Raw genomic sequence first — 19,798 nt, 5'->3', positions numbered from 1 at the left:
GGGATTAAATGTACCGAATAGGTTTTTTTATTTTACTAGCTTAGTGATGGTACTTCACTTGGAAAATCTAGTGGAGATCAGTGAAGATGCCAGCTTTACACTTCTGGACCGCTTTAATGGTAGTATCTAAAAATGAATCTGTAAGCCTGTATTTTGGAATGCTAACACTAATAGCCCCAAAGTTTTTGCCGTCCCGTGTTAAAGACGCTCCAACACAGAACACTTCTTCCTCATGTTCACCATTATCAAATGCATAGCCAAGTTCACGGATTCGATTTATTTCTTGGATAAACCCTTTCGTTGTTGTAATCGTTTTATCGGTTATCTTAATAAGTGGATTTTCGGTTAAATAAGCCTCGACCTCGGAATCCGATTGATCAGCCAAAATGGCTTTTCCCATTGCAGAACAATACAAAGGAATTCTTTTTCCAATTTTTGAATATAAAATGATCGGGTTGCTGCTGTCGATTTTAGTGACATAAACCACGCTTGTTTTGTCAAGAATACCGAGGTGAACGGTTTCAGCGGTTTCTTTTTGTAGTGCTTCCATGTGAGGTTGTGCAATTTTTTTTATTTCCAATTGGCTCATTGCTTTATTTGCAAATTTAAGAAGGGTCGTTCCTAAACTGAATTTCTTGGTTTCATGGTCTTTTTGAACATAGCCCATTAAATTCAGCGTATCTAATATTTTTAAAGCAGTTGAATTCGTTAAATTCGTTGCCTTTGCAATTTGATTTAAGGAGTGTGCATGATCGCTCGATGCAAGGAAATCTAAAATCAAGTCTGCTTTTAAAAGAACGGTCCCATATGGCTGTTTATCCATATTTATTATTATACCTCCTATGTTTTTAACTGACCAAACATCCCGGAACCTTCTGGATATTTTAATATTGAAGGGGAATAATTTACATATCTTATGGAGCTCAAATAAATCTAGCAGAATAAAATTTTCTTCTATTGTAATTCCTTTCACAAGTATTTATAATAAAATTATAAAATTTCTATATAATAATTCTAATTTCCAAATAAGAAATAGTCAAGCGGAAAATGTAGAGGAAAATAATGTACAAGATGAACAACAGACTATAAGCAGGAGAGGCTTTAACTATGAAGAAAATTATTACTTTCGGAGAAATTATGCTTCGACTTTCTACTAATGCAGGTACACGGCTTTTTCAAGCTGACCAGTTAGCAATGCATTATGGCGGTGCAGAAGCAAATGTAGGGGTGTCACTTTCCCATTTTGGACATGATGTGTATTTTGTTTCCAAGGTTCCAGAGAACTCACTGGGGAGAGCTGTCGAAAGCACTTTGAAGGCTCAGGGTGTTCATACAAATTACTTGATAAAGGGTGGAGAACGGCTAGGTACCTACTATCTTGAAGCAGGTGTTGGACAAAGAAGTTCCCAGGTCACCTATGATCGGGCACACTCTAGCTTCTCCCAACTGGCAATCGATGAGATTGACTTCGATGAAATTTTTTCTGATGCCAAGCTTTTCCATGTTTCCGGAATTACCGCTGCATTGTCTCCCTCTTTAAAAGAGTTAACATTGTCAGCCTTAAAAAAGGCAAAGGAATATGGGGTCACAACCAGCTTTGACTTTAATTACCGAGCAAAGCTTTGGAGTCAGAAGGAAGCATCAGAGGCGATTAAGTCCATGCTGCCTTATGCTGATATTTGTTCATGCGGTGAATTGGATGCCATTTACTTACTCGGTATCGATCAGGCGGATGAATCCTTAGATAAGGCTGCTCAGTTGAAATACTATTATTCAAAAATACAAGAAATGTATCCAAACATCTCATATATGAGTTCTACTTTTCGGAATGTCATATCTACATCAACGAATACATTACAGGGGAATTTCTATAAAGATGGAGTACTGTACCAATCTAAGGTCCATCAGATCGATCATATCGTGGATCGGGTTGGCGGCGGGGATGCTTTTGCAGCAGGCATTTTACATGGAATTATTGAGAAAGTGCCGCCCCAACAGCTCATTTCATTTGCAACAGCAGCATCTGTGTTAAAACATACTGTTGCTGGAGATTTTAATGTTTTCTCCCCGGAAGAGGTTGCTGCATTTATTAAAAGTGAACCTGGGAAAATAGTACGGTAAACAGGTTTATACATTGAAATAGGAAAAAGACTAAATCATTTTGGTTTAGTCTTTTTATTTTCCATTCACTTTCAAAAATTGTTGAACCTCTACGATCGTTTAAATTATCTAATAGAACAGAAAATGTGGACAATTTGTTAAAATAAGTCGAAATTTGACGCTTGTAATGTAAATGTAATATTCCTATTACTTGTTTGACAAATAGTGATGTTATACTTCAGAAAACAAAGGAACATTGTCGTAATACTTATAGAAGTGTGGCTAATGACGGCTGAGATACATAAAAACATGTCAAATTGCGTCGAAGAAGGTCTCGTAAAGACTTAGTAGTTTGGCACCGAGAAGGCAGGGGAATTTTTTGAAAAAGACACTAGCTGTGTTAAGTACAACCATCATGCTTGGGTTAGGTAACGTTATTGCTATTCCAACTGTAAAAGCAGAATCCATCCAACAACAAATTTCGAAAGCGAATTCAACTATAGCAACAGCAAAAGATAATCTAGCAAAAGTAACAGAACAAATTAATCGTGCTACCGAAGCCATTAATGAAAATAATAAAAGAATACTAGATACAGAGACTAAAATTACGGAGAAAAACACCGAGGTTAGCCAGCTTCAAGATCAAATCGCGGTCCTTCAAGATAAAATTAATAAACGAAATGATGTCTTAAAACAACGGGCTGTTTCTTTTCAAGAGTCCGGATCAAGTGTAAATTATCTTGATGTCGTTTTTGGTGCGTCAAGCTTTAGTGATTTAGTTGACCGGGTTAGTGCTGTGACATCAATAGTGCAGGCTGATAATGACCTTATAAGCCAACAGGAAGAAGATAAACAAGCCTTAGAAGAAAAACAAAATTCTGTACAGAAAATACTAAACGATTTAACATCGATGAAAGCTGATTTAGAAGGAATGCAAGCGGGGCTTGCAGAACAAAAAGCGCATAATGAAGAAATGAAAGCTCAGTTTCAACAAACAGCTGAGGATGGCAGTAATCTGCTAGCAAGCTTAAATGCGCAAGCACTGCAATCATCATCTGCGGCTATCGAAGCAGGAGCAAGTCAAGCAAAACAGATTACTAGTGGGAAACAATCAAGCACAGGAACGGGTTCGTCCGTCGTAAGTGCACTATCTAGCGGACCTTCTGTTCCACAGCCAAGTGGTAATATAAGTACTGTGATTCGAGCAGGTTATAAATATATTGGAAACTCTGTCTATGTGTTTGGCGGCGGCAGAACAGCATCCGATGTTGCTAATGGCTACTTCGATTGTTCCGGTTTCGTTCATTGGGCATTTGCACAAGCGGGCAAAAGCGTTGGGTCTAGTACCGATTCGCTATTAGGTGCAGGCAGTCGAATATCTGCAAGTCAGTTACAACCTGGAGACCTTGTATTCTTTAATACGTATAAAACAAATGGACATGTCGGAATCTATCTTGGCGGTGGAAACTTCATCGGATCGCAAAGCTCAACAGGAGTAGCGGTTGCCAATATGTCAGGCGGTTATTGGGCACAACATTTCGCTGGTGTAGTAGTTCGAGTAAACTTATAAAAATATAATAAAATAATAGAAAAGGAGATCATCGAATTAAATCGATGGTCTCCTTTGTTTTTTTAAGTATTTTCCGTTTCAATTTTTTGAAAAACAAAAAGACGTTGTCCTAAATAGTTGGAAATAGTGTAAATCCCTGTCCCAAATAATACAGCTGCATCTTGAGCATATTTTTCCCTTAGGAATGAAAGCTGGGAAAAGAGATACAGTGCGATTTTTTCTCCTAGATAATAGGAAATAAAATAGCAGGCTAAAATTACAATTGAAAACCGCAACATACTTTTACCAACAGCAGCACTGCTTTTAAATGTAAAGGTTCTATTAAGGAAATAGCTGACACAAGCACCAATAATATTTCCAATGAAGGTTGAAGCCCAATAGGACAAGGAAAACCCATGAAGAAATAGGTACATGGCGGATAATCCCACAATTGTATTAATGACCCCCACTAATAGAAAGCGAATAAAGGAGTGGTTCATTTTTTACTATCTCCCTAAATAATATAAATTTTTTCACGATGTTTATAGATTGGTGTAAAACCATCACACTAGTTATTGTACTTTTACTTTGACGAACAATAGCATACATCAGGAGAACAAAGATGACAAGGGAAATTAACGTTTGCTCGTTTCATCAAACAAACAGAGGATGATTGAGCTAGTGATGGTATTAAATTATTGAATTAAATTTTTTTGTAAAATTTGACGAAAATGTGACATTTCTAATAGGAGGCTTCATTTCATACATGTAAACTTAAGATTAAGAGAAAGGAGGATTTCCATTGCTAATGATTCCCCCATATATAGGTTTATGGCTATTGCAAATATTTTGTATTTTATTTCCAATGGTAATATATCAGGCCTTTTTTCAAAAAAAGTTCATGAAGAAAAGCTATCAAAAAATAGGATTAACTCTATTATGTGGTATTTCTATTCTAATTTGCATTACCTTCCCGGTTTCAATTAACGAGGATTACATCCTAGATTTTCGCTTCATTCCCTTACTTATAGCGTTTATATATGGAGGATATCGTGTGGGTTTCTGCCTCTCCATTTTATTAATTGCTTATCGATTCATGGCTGGCGGTACCGGCTTTTACTTAGGCGGCTTATGGATGACATCCTTTTATCTTGTCTCCTTTCACTTTATTTTGCCTCACTCTGGTAAATGGAGTCAAAACTGGAGGAAACTTTACCCATACGTTCTATTAACTTTTTCCCTGATATTTTTTGCATTAGGAACACAATTCTTAGATGACTATTCATTTACAAAACAAGAAATATACCTTTGGGTTTGGTTTTCAATCCTAAACTATATGACATTTTGGATGATCATGTATCTTCAAAATATCTTAAAGGATATAGAGGATGTTTCTCAAAAAGTAATTCAGTTTGAGAAAGCCCATACCATAAACCATTTGCTTGTCTATATTTCGCAGCAATTGGCTTTACCATTAAGTAGTGCGAAGGAAATGATCAGCAATGTTCAAAAGGAACAACTGACTTCTCATCAAGCATATTCCTTAAGAAAAATTGAATCAGATTTAACCAAGGCTGAACAGAATCTCGATCAATATCTCGCCATTTTGGATGAAAACTCAGGAAAACAAAGTGTTTGGAGTTTTGTTAACGAATTAGAAAATATTGTTGATATTATGAAGCTTTATGCAGGCGTGCATCAGGTGGAACTGGGTTATACTTCTACTGCAGAAGAGGATGTCTCGCTTAGAGGTGACCGAACAATGATTCGATTTGCCTTAATTAACCTTATTAAAAATGCGGTTGAGGCGTGTAAACCGAAGGGCCGAGTGAACATTTGTCTCCATGAGATGATGAGTGAGGTTTATATTGTGATTGAGGATAACGGTGTTGGGATCCCCTCCAATGTTCTAACCCAGCTTGGCAAGCCACTCCCGACCACTAAAGAAAATGGTACGGGATTGGGGTTAGTATCAACGTATAAAATTACTAAATCAATGGGGGGAAGAGTAGAGGTTGAATCGACACCAAATGAGGGTACGAAGTTTAACTTGTATTTTCCCAAGTGGGCAGTATGAAGAAAATCCGACAATGGTTAATTGTCAGGTTTTCTTTTTTTTATGGATAAAAGTGGGTTATATTTAGCACGTTAATAGTTGAATGTACTTGGAATTTTATGGAGTTGAACTTAGAATGGTTACACTTGCCTTTTTTTTAATCTTGCTCATGATGTCTTTTATAACAGCATTTTTTGATACGTATGTACTTGAATATTCATTCTTCACTGCCCTGAAAAATCTTTTTTTTCAGAAGTATCTGTTGGAAGGAATATCGTTTGGACAGGTACTTTGATCGGATTAATGGGGAGTATCATTATTGACATACGTCTTAAATTAAACAAAAACAAGCCTGAGGAGAATTAAGTAAAATATGCTTAAGGAGAATATTTCACTAAGTCAGCTGTTGACATTGAGCATTAATTTTTTACTGGGAAGTACAATTGTCCTGGGGATTGGAACAGAGGCAAAAAATGATGCTTGGATTGCGATTGGAGTTGCTTCCTTTTTAGGGGCAGGGTTAATTTGGTTCTATCATAAACTTCAAGGAACAAGAGGATGTGTTTTTTCGGTTTCCTTTTTGGGCGATGAAGAAAAGACCGGGTTATTTACGAACAGCGGAGGAGACAAAGGTATATGATGATAATTAACCATCACCACCACAGACAACAGGAGGAAATAACGCATGACATGGATGACATTTGCCGTCTTTGTTTTGTGTACCTTTCTGCTTGGAGGCTGCTGGGATCAACGTGGGCTGTCAACCATAACTGTTATTACAGGGATGGCGATAGATAAAGGAAAAAATGGCAAGTACCGTTTATCAGTTGAAGGAATTAATGCCCAGGAGCTAAATGCGAAAACATCGAGCGGTTATGCTCCGTCCTTAGTTTTAAGTTTAGAAGGGAATACCGTATCAGAGTTAACCCAAAAAATGTCTATTAAGGGATCCAGAAATCTTGTTTATTCCCATATGAGGACGCTTATTATTAGTAAAGAACTTGCCAGGGAAGGCATGCTGCAATTTCTTGATTACCTGGAAAGAAACCGCGAAATACGGGATGACTTTAATATTCTCATCGCGCGAAATGGGAAGGCGGAGGATATTTTAAGGGTCACCTATCCGTTTCAAAAATCCACATCCCTTAAGCTGCATTCGCAGCTAGAAACGATGGTTAAGAATTGGGGCGGTGATCCGGATGTCCGATTAAATGAAGTGATTTCAGCATGGAGGTCAGCTGGCAGACAGCCGGTAATGGCTGCTGTAGCTCTCCAAGGAAACCCCAAAAAGGGTATAAGTGTTGATAATATGAAAAAATTGACTCCTGATGCACTTGTTGTCCTTGATTCATTAGCTGTGTTTAAAAAAGGGAAGTTACTAGGTTTTTTATCCTTGACTGATTCACGAAATTATTTATGGATTGAAGATAATCTAAAACGCACCGCTATGTCGGTAGCTTGCGGAAAAAACAGGTATATTGCTGTACAATTTTATAATTCAAAAGCAAGAACAAAAGCAAGGATCGTATTGGGAAGTCCTGAAATCCATCTCAATATCCGGACTGAATCCTACTTGGATGGTACGCAGTGCAAGGATGATTTAAAAAAAGTCGCAACTTTTAAAAAGTATGAAAAGCTGATCGAGAAGGGAATAAAGAAAAATGTGGAAACTACCATTAAAAAAGCACAACAAAAATATCACGTCGATATTTTTGGATTTGGAGAAGCAGCTATGCAGCAGGATTACCGGAACTTTAAAAAAATTAAAAGCCATTGGGATGAGAGCTTTACAGATGCTGAGCTATATGTATATGTAAAAGTTAACCTGAGAAGGTCTGGAATTCGGACAAAGACCCTATTAAAAGATTAGCAGGGATTAACTAAGAAAAGAGCAAGCGCTCGTTTAGCGGCGAATGGCCTGGAGCACTGACTATCGTAGGGAGATGGGCGAAGCCGCTGGCACTAGAGCTGGACAATTCTCAACGCCAAATGTTTTCTTATCTTTTCAGAAAGCCGATCCGAAACGATGGGCTTAGTCTTTTTTTGAAAAACCGGGAATTTGGATAGGTGTCTATTGCACATTTGTACCGAAGTGAATAGGATATATAGAATTTACGAAAGGGAGGTAATAGATATGTCGGGTGCAGCAGTTGGTTACGGCGGCGGATTTGCCCTTCTAGTTGTTTTATTTATCTTGTTAATTATTATCGGAGCGTCTTGGTGCGGTGGAGGCTTCGTTTAAAAAATTTAAGGAGGAAAACTAATGTTTGGATATGGTGGCTTTGGAGGCTATGGTGCTGGCGGCTGCGGTTGTGGAGGTTATGGCTACGGAGGAGTAGGCTACGGTGGTGGCGGTTTCGCTTTAATCGTCGTATTATTCATCCTGTTAATTATTGTAGGTGCAGCTTGCTTTTATTAATATGCCTTAGAAGAAAGAGCGGGGCACAGCCCCGCTCTTTCTTTAAAAAATACAATAATTTCAAAGAGGATTTTCGTTGTGCCGATGTTTCCACATTTTAAATTCCTCTACTTCAACTGAAACCCTTTTAATTGCAAATCCAATCACAGCAGCATCATCAAACAAACCTATACCCAAAATAAAATCGGGAACAATATCAAACGGTGAAACGAAATAGAAAATGGCAGCTTCTTACCTAATACAATTTGATTATTGGCCATTTACGATTTGCTGAACTTCAGAGCCTTCGAGTGTTTCTTTTGCAAATAAAACATCGACTAAATGCAAATACTGTGATTGATTTACTTTAATTAGTCTTTCCGCTTTTTCAAGTCCTTTTTGGAATAACTCTTGCATTTTCAACTCTTTATCTTGTTTGTTAAATGTTAATGTAAAGCCATTCTCAAGCATGCCGGTATCGACCATCTTTTCAATAATAGATTTAGCCTGCTGGACGTCACCGCTCACTCCGATGCTATGTTCACCCAGAAATAACCTTTCAGCTACACCCCCGGCTAAAATCATCGCAATTCGGTCCAACAAGTCACTTGTCGTCGACAGATGCAGTTCTTTCGGGATTGGAGCTACATATCCTAGTGCTTCACCACGCGGTATAATCGTTGCTTTGCGAACAGAACCCGGTTTTGTAACTTCTGAAACAATGGCGTGTCCTGCCTCGTGAATGGCAACCCGGCGTTTTGTATCAACATCTTGAAGTGCCCTGGAAGTACTTCCTAATATGGTCCGATCAAGGGCATAATCGAGATCGCTTTTTTTGATTTCACCTTGTCCTTTTCGAACGGCACTTCTGCTCGCTGTTTCGAAAAGTGATCGAAGGTCAGCCCCTGAAAATCCAGATGTACTTTCTGCTAACTCATCTAGGGATGAGCGGACATTAGCAGCGAGCAGCTTGTCTTTTGAATGGATTTCAATAATTTCTCTTCTTCCCTTCATATCAGGAAGAGGAACTTGGAAGGAAAAGTCAATTCTTCCGGGACGGAGGAAGGCTTCATCAAGCATATCTTTTCTATTTGTTGCCGCAACAAATAAAATTCCATCATTAGGGTGCCCGCCATCGAGCTGGACAAGTAGTTCTGTTAACGTTTTTTCCGCTTCTTCTCCACCTTGTGCTTTTCTTCTTCCAGCAAGGGCATCAACTTCATCGATAAAAATAACAGCAGGGGAACTTTTTCTTGCACTTTGGAATAAGGAACGAACCCTGCTCGCACCAACGCCGACAAATAATTCATTAAATGCAGAACCGCTAGTTGAAAAGAATGAAGCATTTAACTCTCGGGCAATCGCTTGGGCAAGTAAAGTCTTACCTGTCCCTGGAGGACCATATAATAGGATTCCTTTTGGAGGTTTAATGCCCATCTTAACCGAAAGTTCCGGTTCTTTTAGGATGGAAAGAGTTTGCAGGATTTCTTCCTTCATCTCCTCGCCAAGGCCCCCAACGTCGTCTAACCGAATAGAAGGAAGAGGACGAGGCTTCGAAACGCTGTTTTTCATCGAATTCGAAAGTCCAAAGCCACCCTTTGTTTTTTGGAGAGCAAATACTGCTGCCGCTGCGATTAAAATGACGCCGCCCATGACCCATTTTCCATATGGGCTGCTAGTTGAGTACGTATAGTCAATGTTGTACCTTTCAACAAGCTTGTTTATCATTTGGCTGTTAGGCGGGATATGGGAAACAAATTTCCCATCCTTCGTTACTAAATGAAGGCTGCCATTGGCTTCCTCAGTCAGGGTAACCGTTTTGCCATTTTGAGCTTGAATTGTTTTTTCCATTGAAGAAAAAGGGATTGCTACTTCATTATTGGTTGCCTGAATGACCCAAAGGATACCGGCAATGACTAAGATAAACGCTGTAATGAGCGGAATAAGCTTTGAAACTACTTTTTTACTGCTTTCATTCAAAAAAATTCATCTCCTTTAACAGAGTATGTATCTATTATAAAAGGTAATTGGCTATTTGGATGGTGGGAACGAATGGAAATTAAATGGGATTCTTTACTGCGGGTTGAAAATAAATATATAATGACCTTATAATCAAGGATTGCAAACTTGTTAAGAGACATATAAGATTGAATTTATGGGCAAAAATTTTTGTTGTCCCCTACTAACGGGCAGTAAATGTAAATTTAATTCAAGAGCTAACGCCCGTAAAAGCCCGATTAAATTAAACTAAATATCAGTGAGGCAGACTAAGAACGCAACGTCCTGTCGCAACGCCTGCACTAGCACTTCCTGTGCGTCGAAAAGCCTCATTGATTGAAGTTTCATTATATCAAAAGAGAGGAAATAGAAATGAGTAACAATTTTACAGAAGAAGTATTGTCGCGCCGGACCTTTGCAATCATTTCCCACCCGGATGCTGGTAAAACGACATTAACCGAACAATTATTATTATTTGGTGGAGCTATCCGGGATGCTGGAACGGTAAAAGCAAAAAAGACCGGGAAATTCGCCACTAGCGATTGGATGGAGATTGAGAAGCAGCGGGGAATTTCCGTTACTTCCAGTGTGATGCAATTCGACTTTAATGGCTACCGTGTAAATATTTTGGATACTCCAGGACACCAAGACTTTAGTGAAGATACGTATCGAACATTAATGGCGGTTGACAGCGCAGTTATGATTATCGATTCTGCGAAAGGGATAGAGGAACAGACATTAAAGCTGTTCAAAGTTTGCCGGATGCGCGGAATCCCGATTTTCACCTTTATGAACAAGCTTGATCGTCAAGGGAAACCACCATTGGAGTTATTAGCGGAACTCGAAGAGGTTCTTGGGATTGAATCCTATCCAATGAATTGGCCAATTGGGATGGGGAAGGAATTCTTAGGAATTTACGACCGGTTTCACAACCGAATTGAACAATTCCGGGTAGATGAGGACAAACGGTTTATCCCCTTAAATGAGGATGGAGAAATTAACGGTGACCATCCGATAAAGGTAACAGGACTTTATGATCAAACCTTAGAAGAAGTACTGCTCCTTAATGAAGCGGGAAATACCTTTTCACCAGAACGGGTTGCAGATGGGACATTAACCCCTGTCTTTTTTGGAAGTGCGTTAACGAACTTTGGAGTTCAAACCTTTCTAGAAACGTACCTGCAATTTGCACCGCCGCCAAAGGCACGCAATTCATCAAATGGAAAAATTGATCCACTTGCTGAAAACTTTTCTGGCTTTGTTTTTAAAATCCAAGCGAATATGAACCCTGCTCACCGTGACCGAATTGCCTTCGTTCGGGTTTGCTCGGGCAAATTTGAACGCGGGATGACGGTTAATCTTCCCAGACTAGGTAAACAGCTCAAGCTATCTCAATCTACTTCTTTTATGGCGGAAGAGCGTAATACAGTGGAGGAAGCTGTTAGCGGTGATATTATTGGACTGTATGATACAGGCACATACCAAATCGGCGATACGCTCACAACCGGGAAGAATGATTTTCATTTTGAAAGACTTCCTCAATTTACTCCTGAGTTATTTGTGCGCGTTTCTGCTAAAAACGTTATGAAGCAAAAGTCTTTTTATAAAGGGATCCAGCAGCTGGTCCAAGAAGGGGCGATTCAGCTCTATAAAACAGTCAAAACAGATGAATATCTGTTAGGTGCAGTTGGTCAGCTTCAATTTGAAGTTTTTGAACATCGTATGAAAAATGAATATAATGCAGAAGTATTAATGGAACGGCTTGGTTCTAAAATGGCCAGATGGATTGAAAACGATGTGGTTGATGAAAATTTATCAAGTTCTCGCAGTCTGCTCGTTAAAGACCGCTTTGACCATTACGTTTTCTTATTTGAAAATGATTTTGCCTTAAGATGGTTTCAGGAAAAGAATCCGGATGTTAAACTTTATAATCCAATGGATCGGCAAGAGTAAAGGAGCGGTATATTACTACCGTTCTTTTTTTACATTTTTTTACAAAAAAATAACAAAAAAACCGTTACTTTTGGACTATGCTGGACAAGCTAATTTTAGATCCTTTTACTTTTTTAAAAATATATTGAATAAGCGAGTAAACGAATGAAAAAGATGGGTAGATTAGAAGCAATCCTCTGGAACATAGCTTTTCCAGGTTTCAGTCAATTATTAATGGGACACTATGTTAAAGGAATTATATTCGTGCTTTTAGAGTTTGTGATTAACGCAAATAGCCAATTTAATTCAGCAATTATGTACAGTTTTTTAGGGGACATGGACAAAGCTTATTCCGTATTAAATTTCCAATGGCTGATGTTTTATCCTTGTGTATATATGTTTGCACTTTGGGATGCCTATCGTTCAGCCATGCCTGAAGACGAGAAATTCTCATTTTTACCATTTGTTTTAAGTGCCTATTTTGTAACAGTGGGCATCATGTATTCATCTAAAATCACAATTTTCAAATGTAACCTAGGTCCTGTTTTCCTGCCAATGCTTTGTTTAATCCCTGGTCTACTTATTGGATTTTTGATCAAGTATTTACTATCCTCCAAAAGTAACAAATGAAACAAGAAGCTGAACATGTGTCGGTTTAATTCGCCATCTAGCTGCATATATGATTTTGAAAATCTTTTTATTTTTATCACCCCCATAAATATTGTTCGTGGTGGCTAACTCTATAGTGAAATTGCGGCCGCGAAATTTACATTAAGGGTGATTTATTTGAAGAAACTGACAAGTCATAAACAACTAAACAAAATTGCAAAAGGCACTTTAGCTGTGGCCCTCGCTGGTACTTTCACGTTTTCTGCAAGCAAGGCATTTGCTGATCAAACGACAAATCAACAGGATCACTATCAAACAGTGGATCTTCAATCGCAGACGAATGCTGAAGCAAGCACACCCGTACAAACTACGCAAACACAAGAAACTCCTTCCATGCTTCCTGGAGATTTTTTCTACTTTGCAAAAAAAGCCTTTGAAAAAATACAATTAGCCCTTACTTTTGATAATGTAAAGGAAGCCAAGTTATTAGCAAACTTTGCCTCTGAGCGTCTTGCAGAGGCCCAAGCATTATTTGCTTCCGGCGACCAAGAGACTGCAATAAAAACAATTAACCAAGCACTTGAAGACATGAAGGGTTCTGATACGATTGTTGATTCACAAAAACAATCTGAATTATCCCTGGATCAAGAAAAGGTAGATACTAAGGAAACTGATCATCAAGCTATGAATACCGATGAAACAAAAACAGAAGATGTGCAATCATCTGCTAATCAGGTAAAGAGTGATGATCAAACAAATCGTGAAGCAGCTACAGATGAAAATAAAGATGATCAAGAGGTAACAGAGGTAAAAACTACTCAAGCACAAAACATTGTTGCCCTTACTGCTGCAATGGAAAAGGTTAAAAACCCAGTCGCAAAAGCAGCATTACAAAGAAATATTAAAAAAAGCTATGCTAAGCTTGCAAAGAAATTAGATAAAGTTAACAGTCGTTTAGCTAAAAAGGAAACCAAAAAAGCAGATAGCGAAACAGAGGGAACTTCTGTTAACACAGATGAAAATACAAATGTTGCAGCTGATTCTTCGGTAACAGCAACTAGCAACGTTGGAAATACCAACGCAAGCGGTGACAAAAATGGATCTGTCTATCAAACGACAACATTACCAACAAAAGAGCTTGAACAACCAGGAAAACAAGCCCATCAAGAAATGATTCAAGTAAAGCAGGCAGCCAAGCAGGAAGTAAAACAAACACAACAAGCTGCAAAGCAGCAAATACAACAAAAGCGGGAAGAAGTAAAGTCAATGGTGGCAGAGAAAAAAGCAGAGGTAAAACAAAAGGTAGACGAAAGTAAAGGAAATAAATAATAATTCCTAGCTGTTAATCAATTAAGCAAATATACTGAGGTTCAATTACTTAAACAGTGAAAAACATCTTCCTAAAATGTTGTCAAAGCTTTTTTAGAACAATAAACAGGAAAAGATAGCCTATTTTGGTGCTATCTTTTCTGCTTCATTTTACACCTGAAATTTTTAGGTAGCCTCCGTATGATATAATTGTGTGTCGAGAGGTGAAAATGGTGCTAGGTTTATTGTTTATGGCAAAAAAGAAAAAGAAAACATTAGAGGAATCGGTTATGTTAATCCAGCAAGGGGATCAATTCTTGCTAAATGAACTTATTGCTTCGTACAAGCCTTTTATTGCCAAAACGGTTTCTTCTGTATGCAAGCGATATATTCACGAGACAGACGATGAATTTAGCATTGGACTTATCGCTTTTAATGAGGCAATTGAAAAGTATTTACCCGAGCGGGGTAAATCGCTTTTAAGCTTTGCAGAAGTCTTAATTAGACGAAGGGTAATCGATTATATTCGTAAACAAACAAAACATCAACATATTAGTTATGATTTCAACAATACAGCTCATGATGACGAGTCACCGGGGACAATTATTGTTAATGAGCTTTCCTATGAAGAATATAAGAAAAAGACAGAAGAAGAAGTCCGTAAAGAGGAAATTGTTCATTTTCAAGCGCTATTAAGGACATTTGATTTAAGCTTTAATGATTTAGTTGATCATTCACCGAAGCATGCTGATGCAAGAAAAAATGCAATCATGGTTGCAAAGATATTAGCGGAAAATGAAGAACTTCAAAAGCTGCTTCTTGAAAAAAAACGGCTTCCCATTAAACAGCTTGAAGAAATGGTCGATGTAAGTAGAAAGACAATCGAGCGTAATCGCAAGTATATAATTGCGATTGCTCTTATTTTATTGAACGATTACCTCTATTTGAAGGATTATATTAAAGGGGTGCTTGAAATATGAAAAAAGGAATTGTAATGGAAGTCAATGATTCATTATTGACATTACTAACCCCTGACGGTCAATTTTTACAAGCTAGAAAGCAAGATCATCCCTATGCAGTTGGGGAAGAGATTTTATTTACACCAGTTTCTAAAAAGAAGTCAGCTCCAGAGAATCGTTTTAGGGGAGTAAAACAGCTATCCATTGCGGCTGTTGCTGCGTTATTCCTCTTTCTTGGATCTTTGATTCCGGAATATCAGAATAACAAGGCATACGCGTATATGTCCATTGATGTGAATCCAAGTATTGAGCTTGGCATTAATAAACAGATGGAAGTAGTAAAGGTAACAGCTTTCAACTCAGATGGTGAAAAAATTATCTCACACATTGGAGATTGGAAAAAGATGGACGTTACTGATTTTGCCCAAATAATCCTTAAAGAGATAAAAAAAGAGGGCTATTTAAACGAAAAGCATTCGATGGTCATTTCAACTGTCCGGACAGAAAATACTGAAGAAAAGATAGAGAAACAGTTAACAAAAAATATGGGCGAAATAAAAGAGATGGCAATAGAAAACAACTTACAGGTTACCGTTATAAACGGAACTGAAAAGGAAATGGAAAAAGCTCATCAATTAGGAATTACTACCGGTAAATACAAAGAAGCAAAAATACAATCTCTAAAAAAGAAAAGCAATCAACAGCCGGTACCGATTCAGGAACCAGAAAACAGAGAAAATGGAGTTCTAAATAACAGCCCAATTGAACCTCAAAAACAAGTGGATCCAGATTCTGTTGGTCCCAATGTACAAAATGGAAATAGAAATGAAAGTGATAAAGGACAGGGTGCTGCAATTGAAAACCATACACCGCCGGGACAATTAAAGAAGGTGGAAGAGATGCCGAAAAAACAAAAGAATGAATTCAAATCAGAGCGAAAAAATGAAAGTAATGAGAGGGAAAAAAACCTTCCAATAAATAATAGTAAAATAACAAACCAAGGGCATTCTGAAGAACAACACGTTAAAGAAATGCACAAAGAGAAAGAATAGTTACATTCAAAAAAGTCCGGCGCCAGCCGGACCTTTTTAAATATTATTATTGTGGATTTTGACCGGATAATCCAGCTTGAGCTTGTTGTACCAGCCTTTTGGTAATTTCTCCACCCACGGAACCGTTTGCGCGGGAAACAGTATCTGAGCCTAAATTAACCCCAAATTCTTGGGCAATTTCATATTTTACTTGGTCTAAGTATTGTTCAATTCCAGGTACAAGTAATTTATTGCTGCTTCTAGCCATACTATTCAACTCCTTAATATGATCCAGAGAATCTTTTACCTCTGTATATGTATTATTTTAATTCCGCTCTTTTTTTATTAATGGTAATGATTTTCGTATTTAATAATATTTTTCCAATGAAAAACCAATCCAATTATTTTGGATTGGTTCATATCAATAAGGATTTGGTTAATCAGTACCTTGGGATACATCCTTAGTTGGATGCATAAAAGGACTAGCCTGTGGTTTCTTTTTACTTTCTAAAAGTTCACGATTTTCGGTTGTATTCCAGCCGATATCGTTTGTAGGGTGCACCCATTCATCCCCGGCCATGATCTCCGGGTCCGTGTCCTTAGACCAATTTTCCAGCGGCGAATTTTCAGAAGCATAAAGGCTGTCACCAATGGTGACTCCATGTTTATTGACAAATGGGGGTTCCATTTTTATACCTGTTCCCTTAAAGCTTGGTGCACTTATTTGGTGTGGTAATGTTTCGTTAATACTAAGTGGGTTTTCCTTCTTTTTATGGTCCATATTCATCCTCACTCCTATTTTTTCTTAGTTTTTATCTTCAGCTGTTTTTTATTAAAGCAAAAATAAGGAAAGAATGATTTAATCCCATTTGTTGAAGACTAATGATTGCATCACTTCAAAAAATGGGAGGAATCATCATGGCAAAGCGGAAAGCAGAATTTAATGCAGTTGAAAAATACTCAAAAACCCCTCGTAAAAATAGACAAGAAGGCGATTTTTCTGCAGAATTTGCGCAAGGTGAAGATCCAAGTAAGGGAGCAAATCGAAATTCAAAATTAGGGAGAAAAGGAAGATCCTAATGAAGGAACAAAAATCCCCAACTATTCCTAATGAAGAATTCAGCGTTGAATTTGGAGATGTAAATGGAATGAAATTATATGAATTTCCTTTTTCCTCCAAGAAGAATCATAAAAAAACGTCAAATAAAAATATAAAATAAAGCCGGTTATCCAACCGGCCTTTCTATATTTTGTTTAAATGAAAAAACCAAGGTGTTTTCTTGGATTGGATCAAAATAAGCTAAAAAACAGAACGAACCACTTTCTACAATGCCCGTTTGAAAATATTGATTTAGATCGAAAGTAAGTTCTTCAAGCATCGTGTGCTTATAAAGGTCCTTTTCATCGAGATTTAAGTGTTTAAAGTCATCACCTAATAAAGAAGGATTTTCAAGGATTTGTTTATATAGCTGACTTCGGCTTTTCTTTTCAAAACTGGCTTCCCACCATGGTTTTCTTGGCTTGAATTTATGATTCACGAAGTAATCATACTTCATTAAACCGACAATCGTGCTTAAATCTTTGACTCCCGATGCCACTAAAAAGCTGTAAAGCCGCCGAAATAAATCTTCGAGTTGATGCCCAATTCTTGCCCAGCCCTGCTTGTCCCAATAAATCCCAAACTCCTGAAAAAAATCAAATGGAGATGGAAAGGTATTTGCTATCAGGTATTCGATTGTTGTATCCATCCGATGGTCATTCCAGTATTTCTCTAGAACATCTTCGACTTGTTTGATCTTGATGATATCTGTAAATGGAAGAACATTATTTCCTAAAATTTCATAAGGGGAATAATCCATAAACATATAGCCATATTCTTCGGCTTGAAGCCGGAGTCCTGTCCCGCGAAGCATTTTCAAAAACCCAAGCTGAAGCTCTTCTGGTCTAAGGGCAAATACGTCATTAAAGGTTTTACGGAAAGAATGATAATCCTCTTCAGGCAGGCCGGCGATTAAATCAAGATGCTGATCAATTTTTCCTCCGTCTTTTACCATTGTTACCGTTCTGGTCAGCTTAGTGTAATTTTGCTTCCGTTTTACTAGTTCATTCGTATATTCATTTGTGGATTGAACGCCAATTTCAAACCTGAAAAGCCCTTTAGGTGCCTCCTTATTAAGAAACTCGATCACCTCCGGACGCATAATGTCGGCTGTGATTTCAAATTGAAACACGGTGCCGGGAGTATGCTCATCAATTAAAAAGCGAAACATTTCCATGGCGTAGCTTCTGCTAATATTAAAAGTCCGATCAACAAACTTAATCGTTTTTGCCCCATTTGCCATTAAAAAACGGATATCATTTTTTATTTTTTCGCGATCAAAATAGCGAACCCCCACTTCAATGGAGGATAAGCAAAATTGGCAGCTAAATGGACAGCCACGGCTTGTTTCTACATACGTGACCCGTTTGCCTAGCTGCGTAATGTCCTCTTCGAAGCGGTATGGAGATGGAACCTCCTTTAGGTCGAGTTTGTTGGTTTGCGCAGTGATAACCACTTGGTCCTTACTACGCAAGGCAATTCCAGAAACCTTTGAAAAATCACCGTTCTTTTCAATTTCTGTTAACAGCTGTTTAAAGGTTTTTTCCCCTTCACCCATAACGATAAAGTCAACTTCGGGAATCCTCTCCATCCATTGAGTTGTATCATACGTAACCTCAGGGCCTCCCAGGACAATAATGAGGGCAGGATCAATTTTTTTAAGAAAACTAATGACCTTTATCGTCTCTTCAATATTCCAAATATAACAGCTGAAGCCGATTACAGCTGGATTTTGCTGATATAAATCGGACACAATATTTAAGATTGGGTCTTTGATGGTATATTCTTTTATCTGTACGTTAAATTCCGGTGAGGCATAAGCCTTTAGATATCTGATCGCCAGATTGGTATGAATATACTTTGCATTCAAAGTAGTACAAATAACGTTCATGACAAATCTCCCTTTAAATGAATTAAGAACAACAGTTTATTATATCTTATTATAGGCAAAAAAAAAGACAGCAAACAACAGCAAAGGCAGCATCAATGGAGATGCTGCCTTTGTGTTCCGGACTCATTAGGGAATCATGAAGGAGAGAACTGTGTTTTGTAAAAATGTCAGGACTCCAAAAAGAATGAGGAAAAAGAAACTATGTTTAACAGTAAACCGGAATAAATCTGATTCTTTTCCAGCAAGCCCAACGGCTGCACATGCAACAGCAATCGATTGTGGTGAGATCATCTTTCCCACTCCACCGCCAGAAGAGTTTGCTGCCAATGCCAATAAAGGGTCCATACCAATGGAGGTAGCTGTCACTTTTTGTAGGCCTCCAAATAGAAGGTTTGCTGACGTATCTGACCCCGTAATGAACACCCCGAGCCAGCCAAGAAAAGGTGAAAAGAACGGGAAGAAGGTTGAACCCGTTTTTGCTAATGTCATTCCCAATGCTGTACACATTCCGGAAGCATTTTAATTGAATTAGCCATTTTCTTGAAATTTTGGAAGCCAAAAAACACTTTCGAATTCTCAGCCGAAGCGGAAGTTGCCGCAACAGTTACTGTACAAGAAAAATCTACTCACCAGGTTCATTACACGGGCGGACAGATTTTTAAAGCTTGGTCTCCATTCCTTATATTAACGGGTGCCATTTCAAACACTTGATGAATTAAAGTATCCGATCTTAACGATTGCATCGGTTGTAGCTTTTGCATTTGTAACAATTACCGTATTAACAGTTTCGTTAAGTTATTAATATAGTTATCCTTATTAAAAAGATAATTTCCTCCCCTTCTTGTTAATTTACGAAAAATTAAAAGAA

22 protein-coding genes and 1 pseudogene are annotated in these 19,798 nt (G+C 38.0%); 15 read left to right on the top strand and 8 right to left on the bottom strand.

What is annotated here, in order from left to right; translation table 11 throughout:
- Positions 1-67 precede the first annotated feature (67 nt).
- Complete coding sequence (locus JN080_RS11590; RefSeq protein ID WP_256236146.1) at positions 68-823, bottom strand: IclR family transcriptional regulator; 756 nt, start codon at positions 821-823, stop codon at positions 68-70.
- Between the two features lie 284 nt (positions 824-1,107).
- Between JN080_RS11590 and JN080_RS11585 the strand changes: the two genes are divergently transcribed.
- Both JN080_RS11585 and JN080_RS11580 read left to right on the top strand, forming a co-directional pair.
- Complete coding sequence (locus JN080_RS11585) at positions 1,108-2,121, top strand: sugar kinase (protein WP_256236145.1); 1,014 nt, start codon at positions 1,108-1,110, stop codon at positions 2,119-2,121.
- A gap of 358 nt (positions 2,122-2,479) precedes the next feature.
- Positions 2,480-3,670: a coiled-coil domain-containing protein gene (locus JN080_RS11580; RefSeq protein WP_256236144.1), complete on the top strand. Its 1,191-nt coding sequence runs from the start codon at positions 2,480-2,482 to the stop codon at positions 3,668-3,670.
- A 62-nt stretch (positions 3,671-3,732) separates the two neighbouring features.
- Here JN080_RS11580 and JN080_RS11575 read toward each other — a convergent pair whose 3' ends face one another.
- Positions 3,733-4,149 carry a GtrA family protein gene (locus JN080_RS11575; protein WP_256236143.1) on the bottom strand — a complete coding sequence of 139 codons (417 nt, stop codon included), beginning with the start codon at positions 4,147-4,149 and terminating at the stop codon, positions 3,733-3,735.
- 308 nt (positions 4,150-4,457) lie between these two features.
- Between JN080_RS11575 and JN080_RS11570 the strand changes: the two genes are divergently transcribed.
- From JN080_RS11570 to JN080_RS11550, 5 genes are all read left to right on the top strand, one after another.
- Positions 4,458-5,726, top strand: a complete 1,269-nt coding sequence (locus tag JN080_RS11570) for an ATP-binding protein (protein WP_309144671.1) — start codon at positions 4,458-4,460, stop codon at positions 5,724-5,726.
- Between the two features lie 352 nt (positions 5,727-6,078).
- Positions 6,079-6,345, top strand: coding sequence for a GerAB/ArcD/ProY family transporter (locus JN080_RS11565; protein ID WP_256236142.1), 267 nt, complete (start codon positions 6,079-6,081; stop codon positions 6,343-6,345).
- 45 nt (positions 6,346-6,390) lie between these two features.
- Entirely contained in the window at positions 6,391-7,575 is a 1,185-nt protein-coding gene (locus JN080_RS11560) for a Ger(x)C family spore germination protein (protein WP_256236141.1), read from the top strand.
- Between the two features lie 264 nt (positions 7,576-7,839).
- Complete coding sequence (locus JN080_RS11555) at positions 7,840-7,947, top strand: YjcZ family sporulation protein (RefSeq protein WP_256236140.1); 108 nt, start codon at positions 7,840-7,842, stop codon at positions 7,945-7,947.
- Between the two features lie 21 nt (positions 7,948-7,968).
- Positions 7,969-8,124, top strand: coding sequence for a YjcZ family sporulation protein (locus JN080_RS11550; RefSeq protein WP_256236139.1), 156 nt, complete (start codon positions 7,969-7,971; stop codon positions 8,122-8,124).
- A gap of 60 nt (positions 8,125-8,184) precedes the next feature.
- On the opposite strand, the gene JN080_RS11545 is transcribed toward JN080_RS11550, so the two are convergent.
- Both JN080_RS11545 and JN080_RS11540 read right to left on the bottom strand, forming a co-directional pair.
- Complete coding sequence (locus JN080_RS11545) at positions 8,185-8,346, bottom strand: YkvA family protein (protein ID WP_256236163.1); 162 nt, start codon at positions 8,344-8,346, stop codon at positions 8,185-8,187.
- A 27-nt stretch (positions 8,347-8,373) separates the two neighbouring features.
- Positions 8,374-10,083: an AAA family ATPase gene (locus JN080_RS11540; protein WP_256236138.1), complete on the bottom strand. Its 1,710-nt coding sequence runs from the start codon at positions 10,081-10,083 to the stop codon at positions 8,374-8,376.
- Between the two features lie 390 nt (positions 10,084-10,473).
- Between JN080_RS11540 and JN080_RS11535 the strand changes: the two genes are divergently transcribed.
- From JN080_RS11535 to JN080_RS11515, 5 genes are all read left to right on the top strand, one after another.
- Complete coding sequence (locus JN080_RS11535) at positions 10,474-12,054, top strand: peptide chain release factor 3 (RefSeq protein WP_256236137.1); 1,581 nt, start codon at positions 10,474-10,476, stop codon at positions 12,052-12,054.
- A gap of 144 nt (positions 12,055-12,198) precedes the next feature.
- Positions 12,199-12,663, top strand: coding sequence for a hypothetical protein (locus JN080_RS11530; RefSeq protein ID WP_256236136.1), 465 nt, complete (start codon positions 12,199-12,201; stop codon positions 12,661-12,663).
- 156 nt (positions 12,664-12,819) lie between these two features.
- Complete coding sequence (locus JN080_RS11525; protein WP_256236134.1) at positions 12,820-13,971, top strand: DUF5667 domain-containing protein; 1,152 nt, start codon at positions 12,820-12,822, stop codon at positions 13,969-13,971.
- Positions 13,972-14,174: 203 nt separating this feature from the next.
- Complete coding sequence (gene sigI / locus JN080_RS11520; RefSeq protein ID WP_256236133.1) at positions 14,175-14,930, top strand: RNA polymerase sigma factor SigI; 756 nt, start codon at positions 14,175-14,177, stop codon at positions 14,928-14,930.
- Positions 14,927-15,961, top strand: a complete 1,035-nt coding sequence (locus JN080_RS11515) for an anti-sigma factor domain-containing protein (protein ID WP_256236132.1) — start codon at positions 14,927-14,929, stop codon at positions 15,959-15,961. The genes sigI and JN080_RS11515 overlap by 4 nt, the downstream gene beginning before the upstream one ends.
- Positions 15,962-16,007: 46 nt before the next feature.
- Here the strand turns inward: JN080_RS11515 and JN080_RS11510 are convergent, their stop codons facing one another.
- Together JN080_RS11510 and JN080_RS11505 are read right to left on the bottom strand one after the other, a co-directional pair.
- Positions 16,008-16,208 carry an alpha/beta-type small acid-soluble spore protein gene (locus tag JN080_RS11510; RefSeq protein ID WP_256236131.1) on the bottom strand — a complete coding sequence of 67 codons (201 nt, stop codon included), beginning with the start codon at positions 16,206-16,208 and terminating at the stop codon, positions 16,008-16,010.
- Positions 16,209-16,376: 168 nt separating this feature from the next.
- The gene (locus JN080_RS11505) at positions 16,377-16,721 is read right to left on the bottom strand and encodes a DUF3905 domain-containing protein (protein ID WP_256236130.1); all 345 of its coding nucleotides are present in this window, start codon (positions 16,719-16,721) and stop codon (positions 16,377-16,379) included.
- A 137-nt stretch (positions 16,722-16,858) separates the two neighbouring features.
- Here JN080_RS11505 and JN080_RS11500 point away from each other — a divergent pair, with 137 nt between their 5' ends.
- Entirely contained in the window at positions 16,859-17,020 is a 162-nt protein-coding gene (locus tag JN080_RS11500) for a hypothetical protein (RefSeq protein WP_256236129.1), read from the top strand.
- Complete coding sequence (locus tag JN080_RS11495; RefSeq protein ID WP_256236128.1) at positions 17,020-17,160, top strand: hypothetical protein; 141 nt, start codon at positions 17,020-17,022, stop codon at positions 17,158-17,160. Before JN080_RS11500 ends, JN080_RS11495 begins: the two co-directional genes overlap by 1 nt.
- A 6-nt stretch (positions 17,161-17,166) precedes the next feature.
- Here the strand turns inward: JN080_RS11495 and JN080_RS11490 are convergent, their stop codons facing one another.
- Together JN080_RS11490 and JN080_RS11485 are read right to left on the bottom strand one after the other, a co-directional pair.
- Positions 17,167-18,930, bottom strand: coding sequence for a B12-binding domain-containing radical SAM protein (locus JN080_RS11490; protein ID WP_256236127.1), 1,764 nt, complete (start codon positions 18,928-18,930; stop codon positions 17,167-17,169).
- 126 nt (positions 18,931-19,056) lie between these two features.
- Positions 19,057-19,449, bottom strand: a pseudogene (locus JN080_RS11485) (L-lactate permease); the annotation flags it as partial.
- Positions 19,450-19,470: 21 nt separating this feature from the next.
- On the opposite strand from JN080_RS11485, the gene JN080_RS11480 reads away from it, so the two are divergent.
- Complete coding sequence (locus JN080_RS11480) at positions 19,471-19,641, top strand: hypothetical protein (protein WP_375141642.1); 171 nt, start codon at positions 19,471-19,473, stop codon at positions 19,639-19,641.
- Positions 19,642-19,798 lie beyond the last annotated feature (157 nt).

Source organism: Bacillus sp. EB600 (assembly GCF_024494385.1).
Classification (GTDB): Bacteria; Bacillota; Bacilli; order Bacillales; family Cytobacillaceae; genus JAEVLT01.
The sequence above is the reverse complement of the archived record's forward strand: the minus strand, read 5'-3'. Positions and strand labels throughout refer to the sequence as shown.

Bases quoted from the DNA above. Each gene is read 5' to 3' on its own strand.
- JN080_RS11590 (WP_256236146.1), bottom strand. From the start codon at position 823: ATGGATAAACAGCCATATGGGACCGTTCTTTTAAAAGCAGACTTGATT.
- JN080_RS11585 (WP_256236145.1), top strand. From the start codon at position 1,108: ATGAAGAAAATTATTACTTTCGGAGAAATTATGCTTCGACTTTCTACT.
- JN080_RS11575 (WP_256236143.1), bottom strand. From the start codon at position 4,149: ATGAACCACTCCTTTATTCGCTTTCTATTAGTGGGGGTCATTAATACA.
- JN080_RS11570 (WP_309144671.1), top strand. From the start codon at position 4,458: ATGATTCCCCCATATATAGGTTTATGGCTATTGCAAATATTTTGTATT.
- JN080_RS11565 (WP_256236142.1), top strand. From the start codon at position 6,079: ATGCTTAAGGAGAATATTTCACTAAGTCAGCTGTTGACATTGAGCATT.
- JN080_RS11560 (WP_256236141.1), top strand. From the start codon at position 6,391: ATGACATGGATGACATTTGCCGTCTTTGTTTTGTGTACCTTTCTGCTT.
- JN080_RS11555 (WP_256236140.1), top strand. From the start codon at position 7,840: ATGTCGGGTGCAGCAGTTGGTTACGGCGGCGGATTTGCCCTTCTAGTT.
- JN080_RS11550 (WP_256236139.1), top strand. From the start codon at position 7,969: ATGTTTGGATATGGTGGCTTTGGAGGCTATGGTGCTGGCGGCTGCGGT.
- JN080_RS11535 (WP_256236137.1), top strand. From the start codon at position 10,474: ATGAGTAACAATTTTACAGAAGAAGTATTGTCGCGCCGGACCTTTGCA.
- JN080_RS11530 (WP_256236136.1), top strand. From the start codon at position 12,199: ATGAAAAAGATGGGTAGATTAGAAGCAATCCTCTGGAACATAGCTTTT.
- JN080_RS11515 (WP_256236132.1), top strand. From the start codon at position 14,927: ATGAAAAAAGGAATTGTAATGGAAGTCAATGATTCATTATTGACATTA.
- JN080_RS11510 (WP_256236131.1), bottom strand. From the start codon at position 16,208: ATGGCTAGAAGCAGCAATAAATTACTTGTACCTGGAATTGAACAATAC.
- JN080_RS11505 (WP_256236130.1), bottom strand. From the start codon at position 16,721: ATGGACCATAAAAAGAAGGAAAACCCACTTAGTATTAACGAAACATTA.
- JN080_RS11500 (WP_256236129.1), top strand. From the start codon at position 16,859: ATGGCAAAGCGGAAAGCAGAATTTAATGCAGTTGAAAAATACTCAAAA.
- JN080_RS11495 (WP_256236128.1), top strand. From the start codon at position 17,020: ATGAAGGAACAAAAATCCCCAACTATTCCTAATGAAGAATTCAGCGTT.
- JN080_RS11490 (WP_256236127.1), bottom strand. From the start codon at position 18,930: ATGAACGTTATTTGTACTACTTTGAATGCAAAGTATATTCATACCAAT.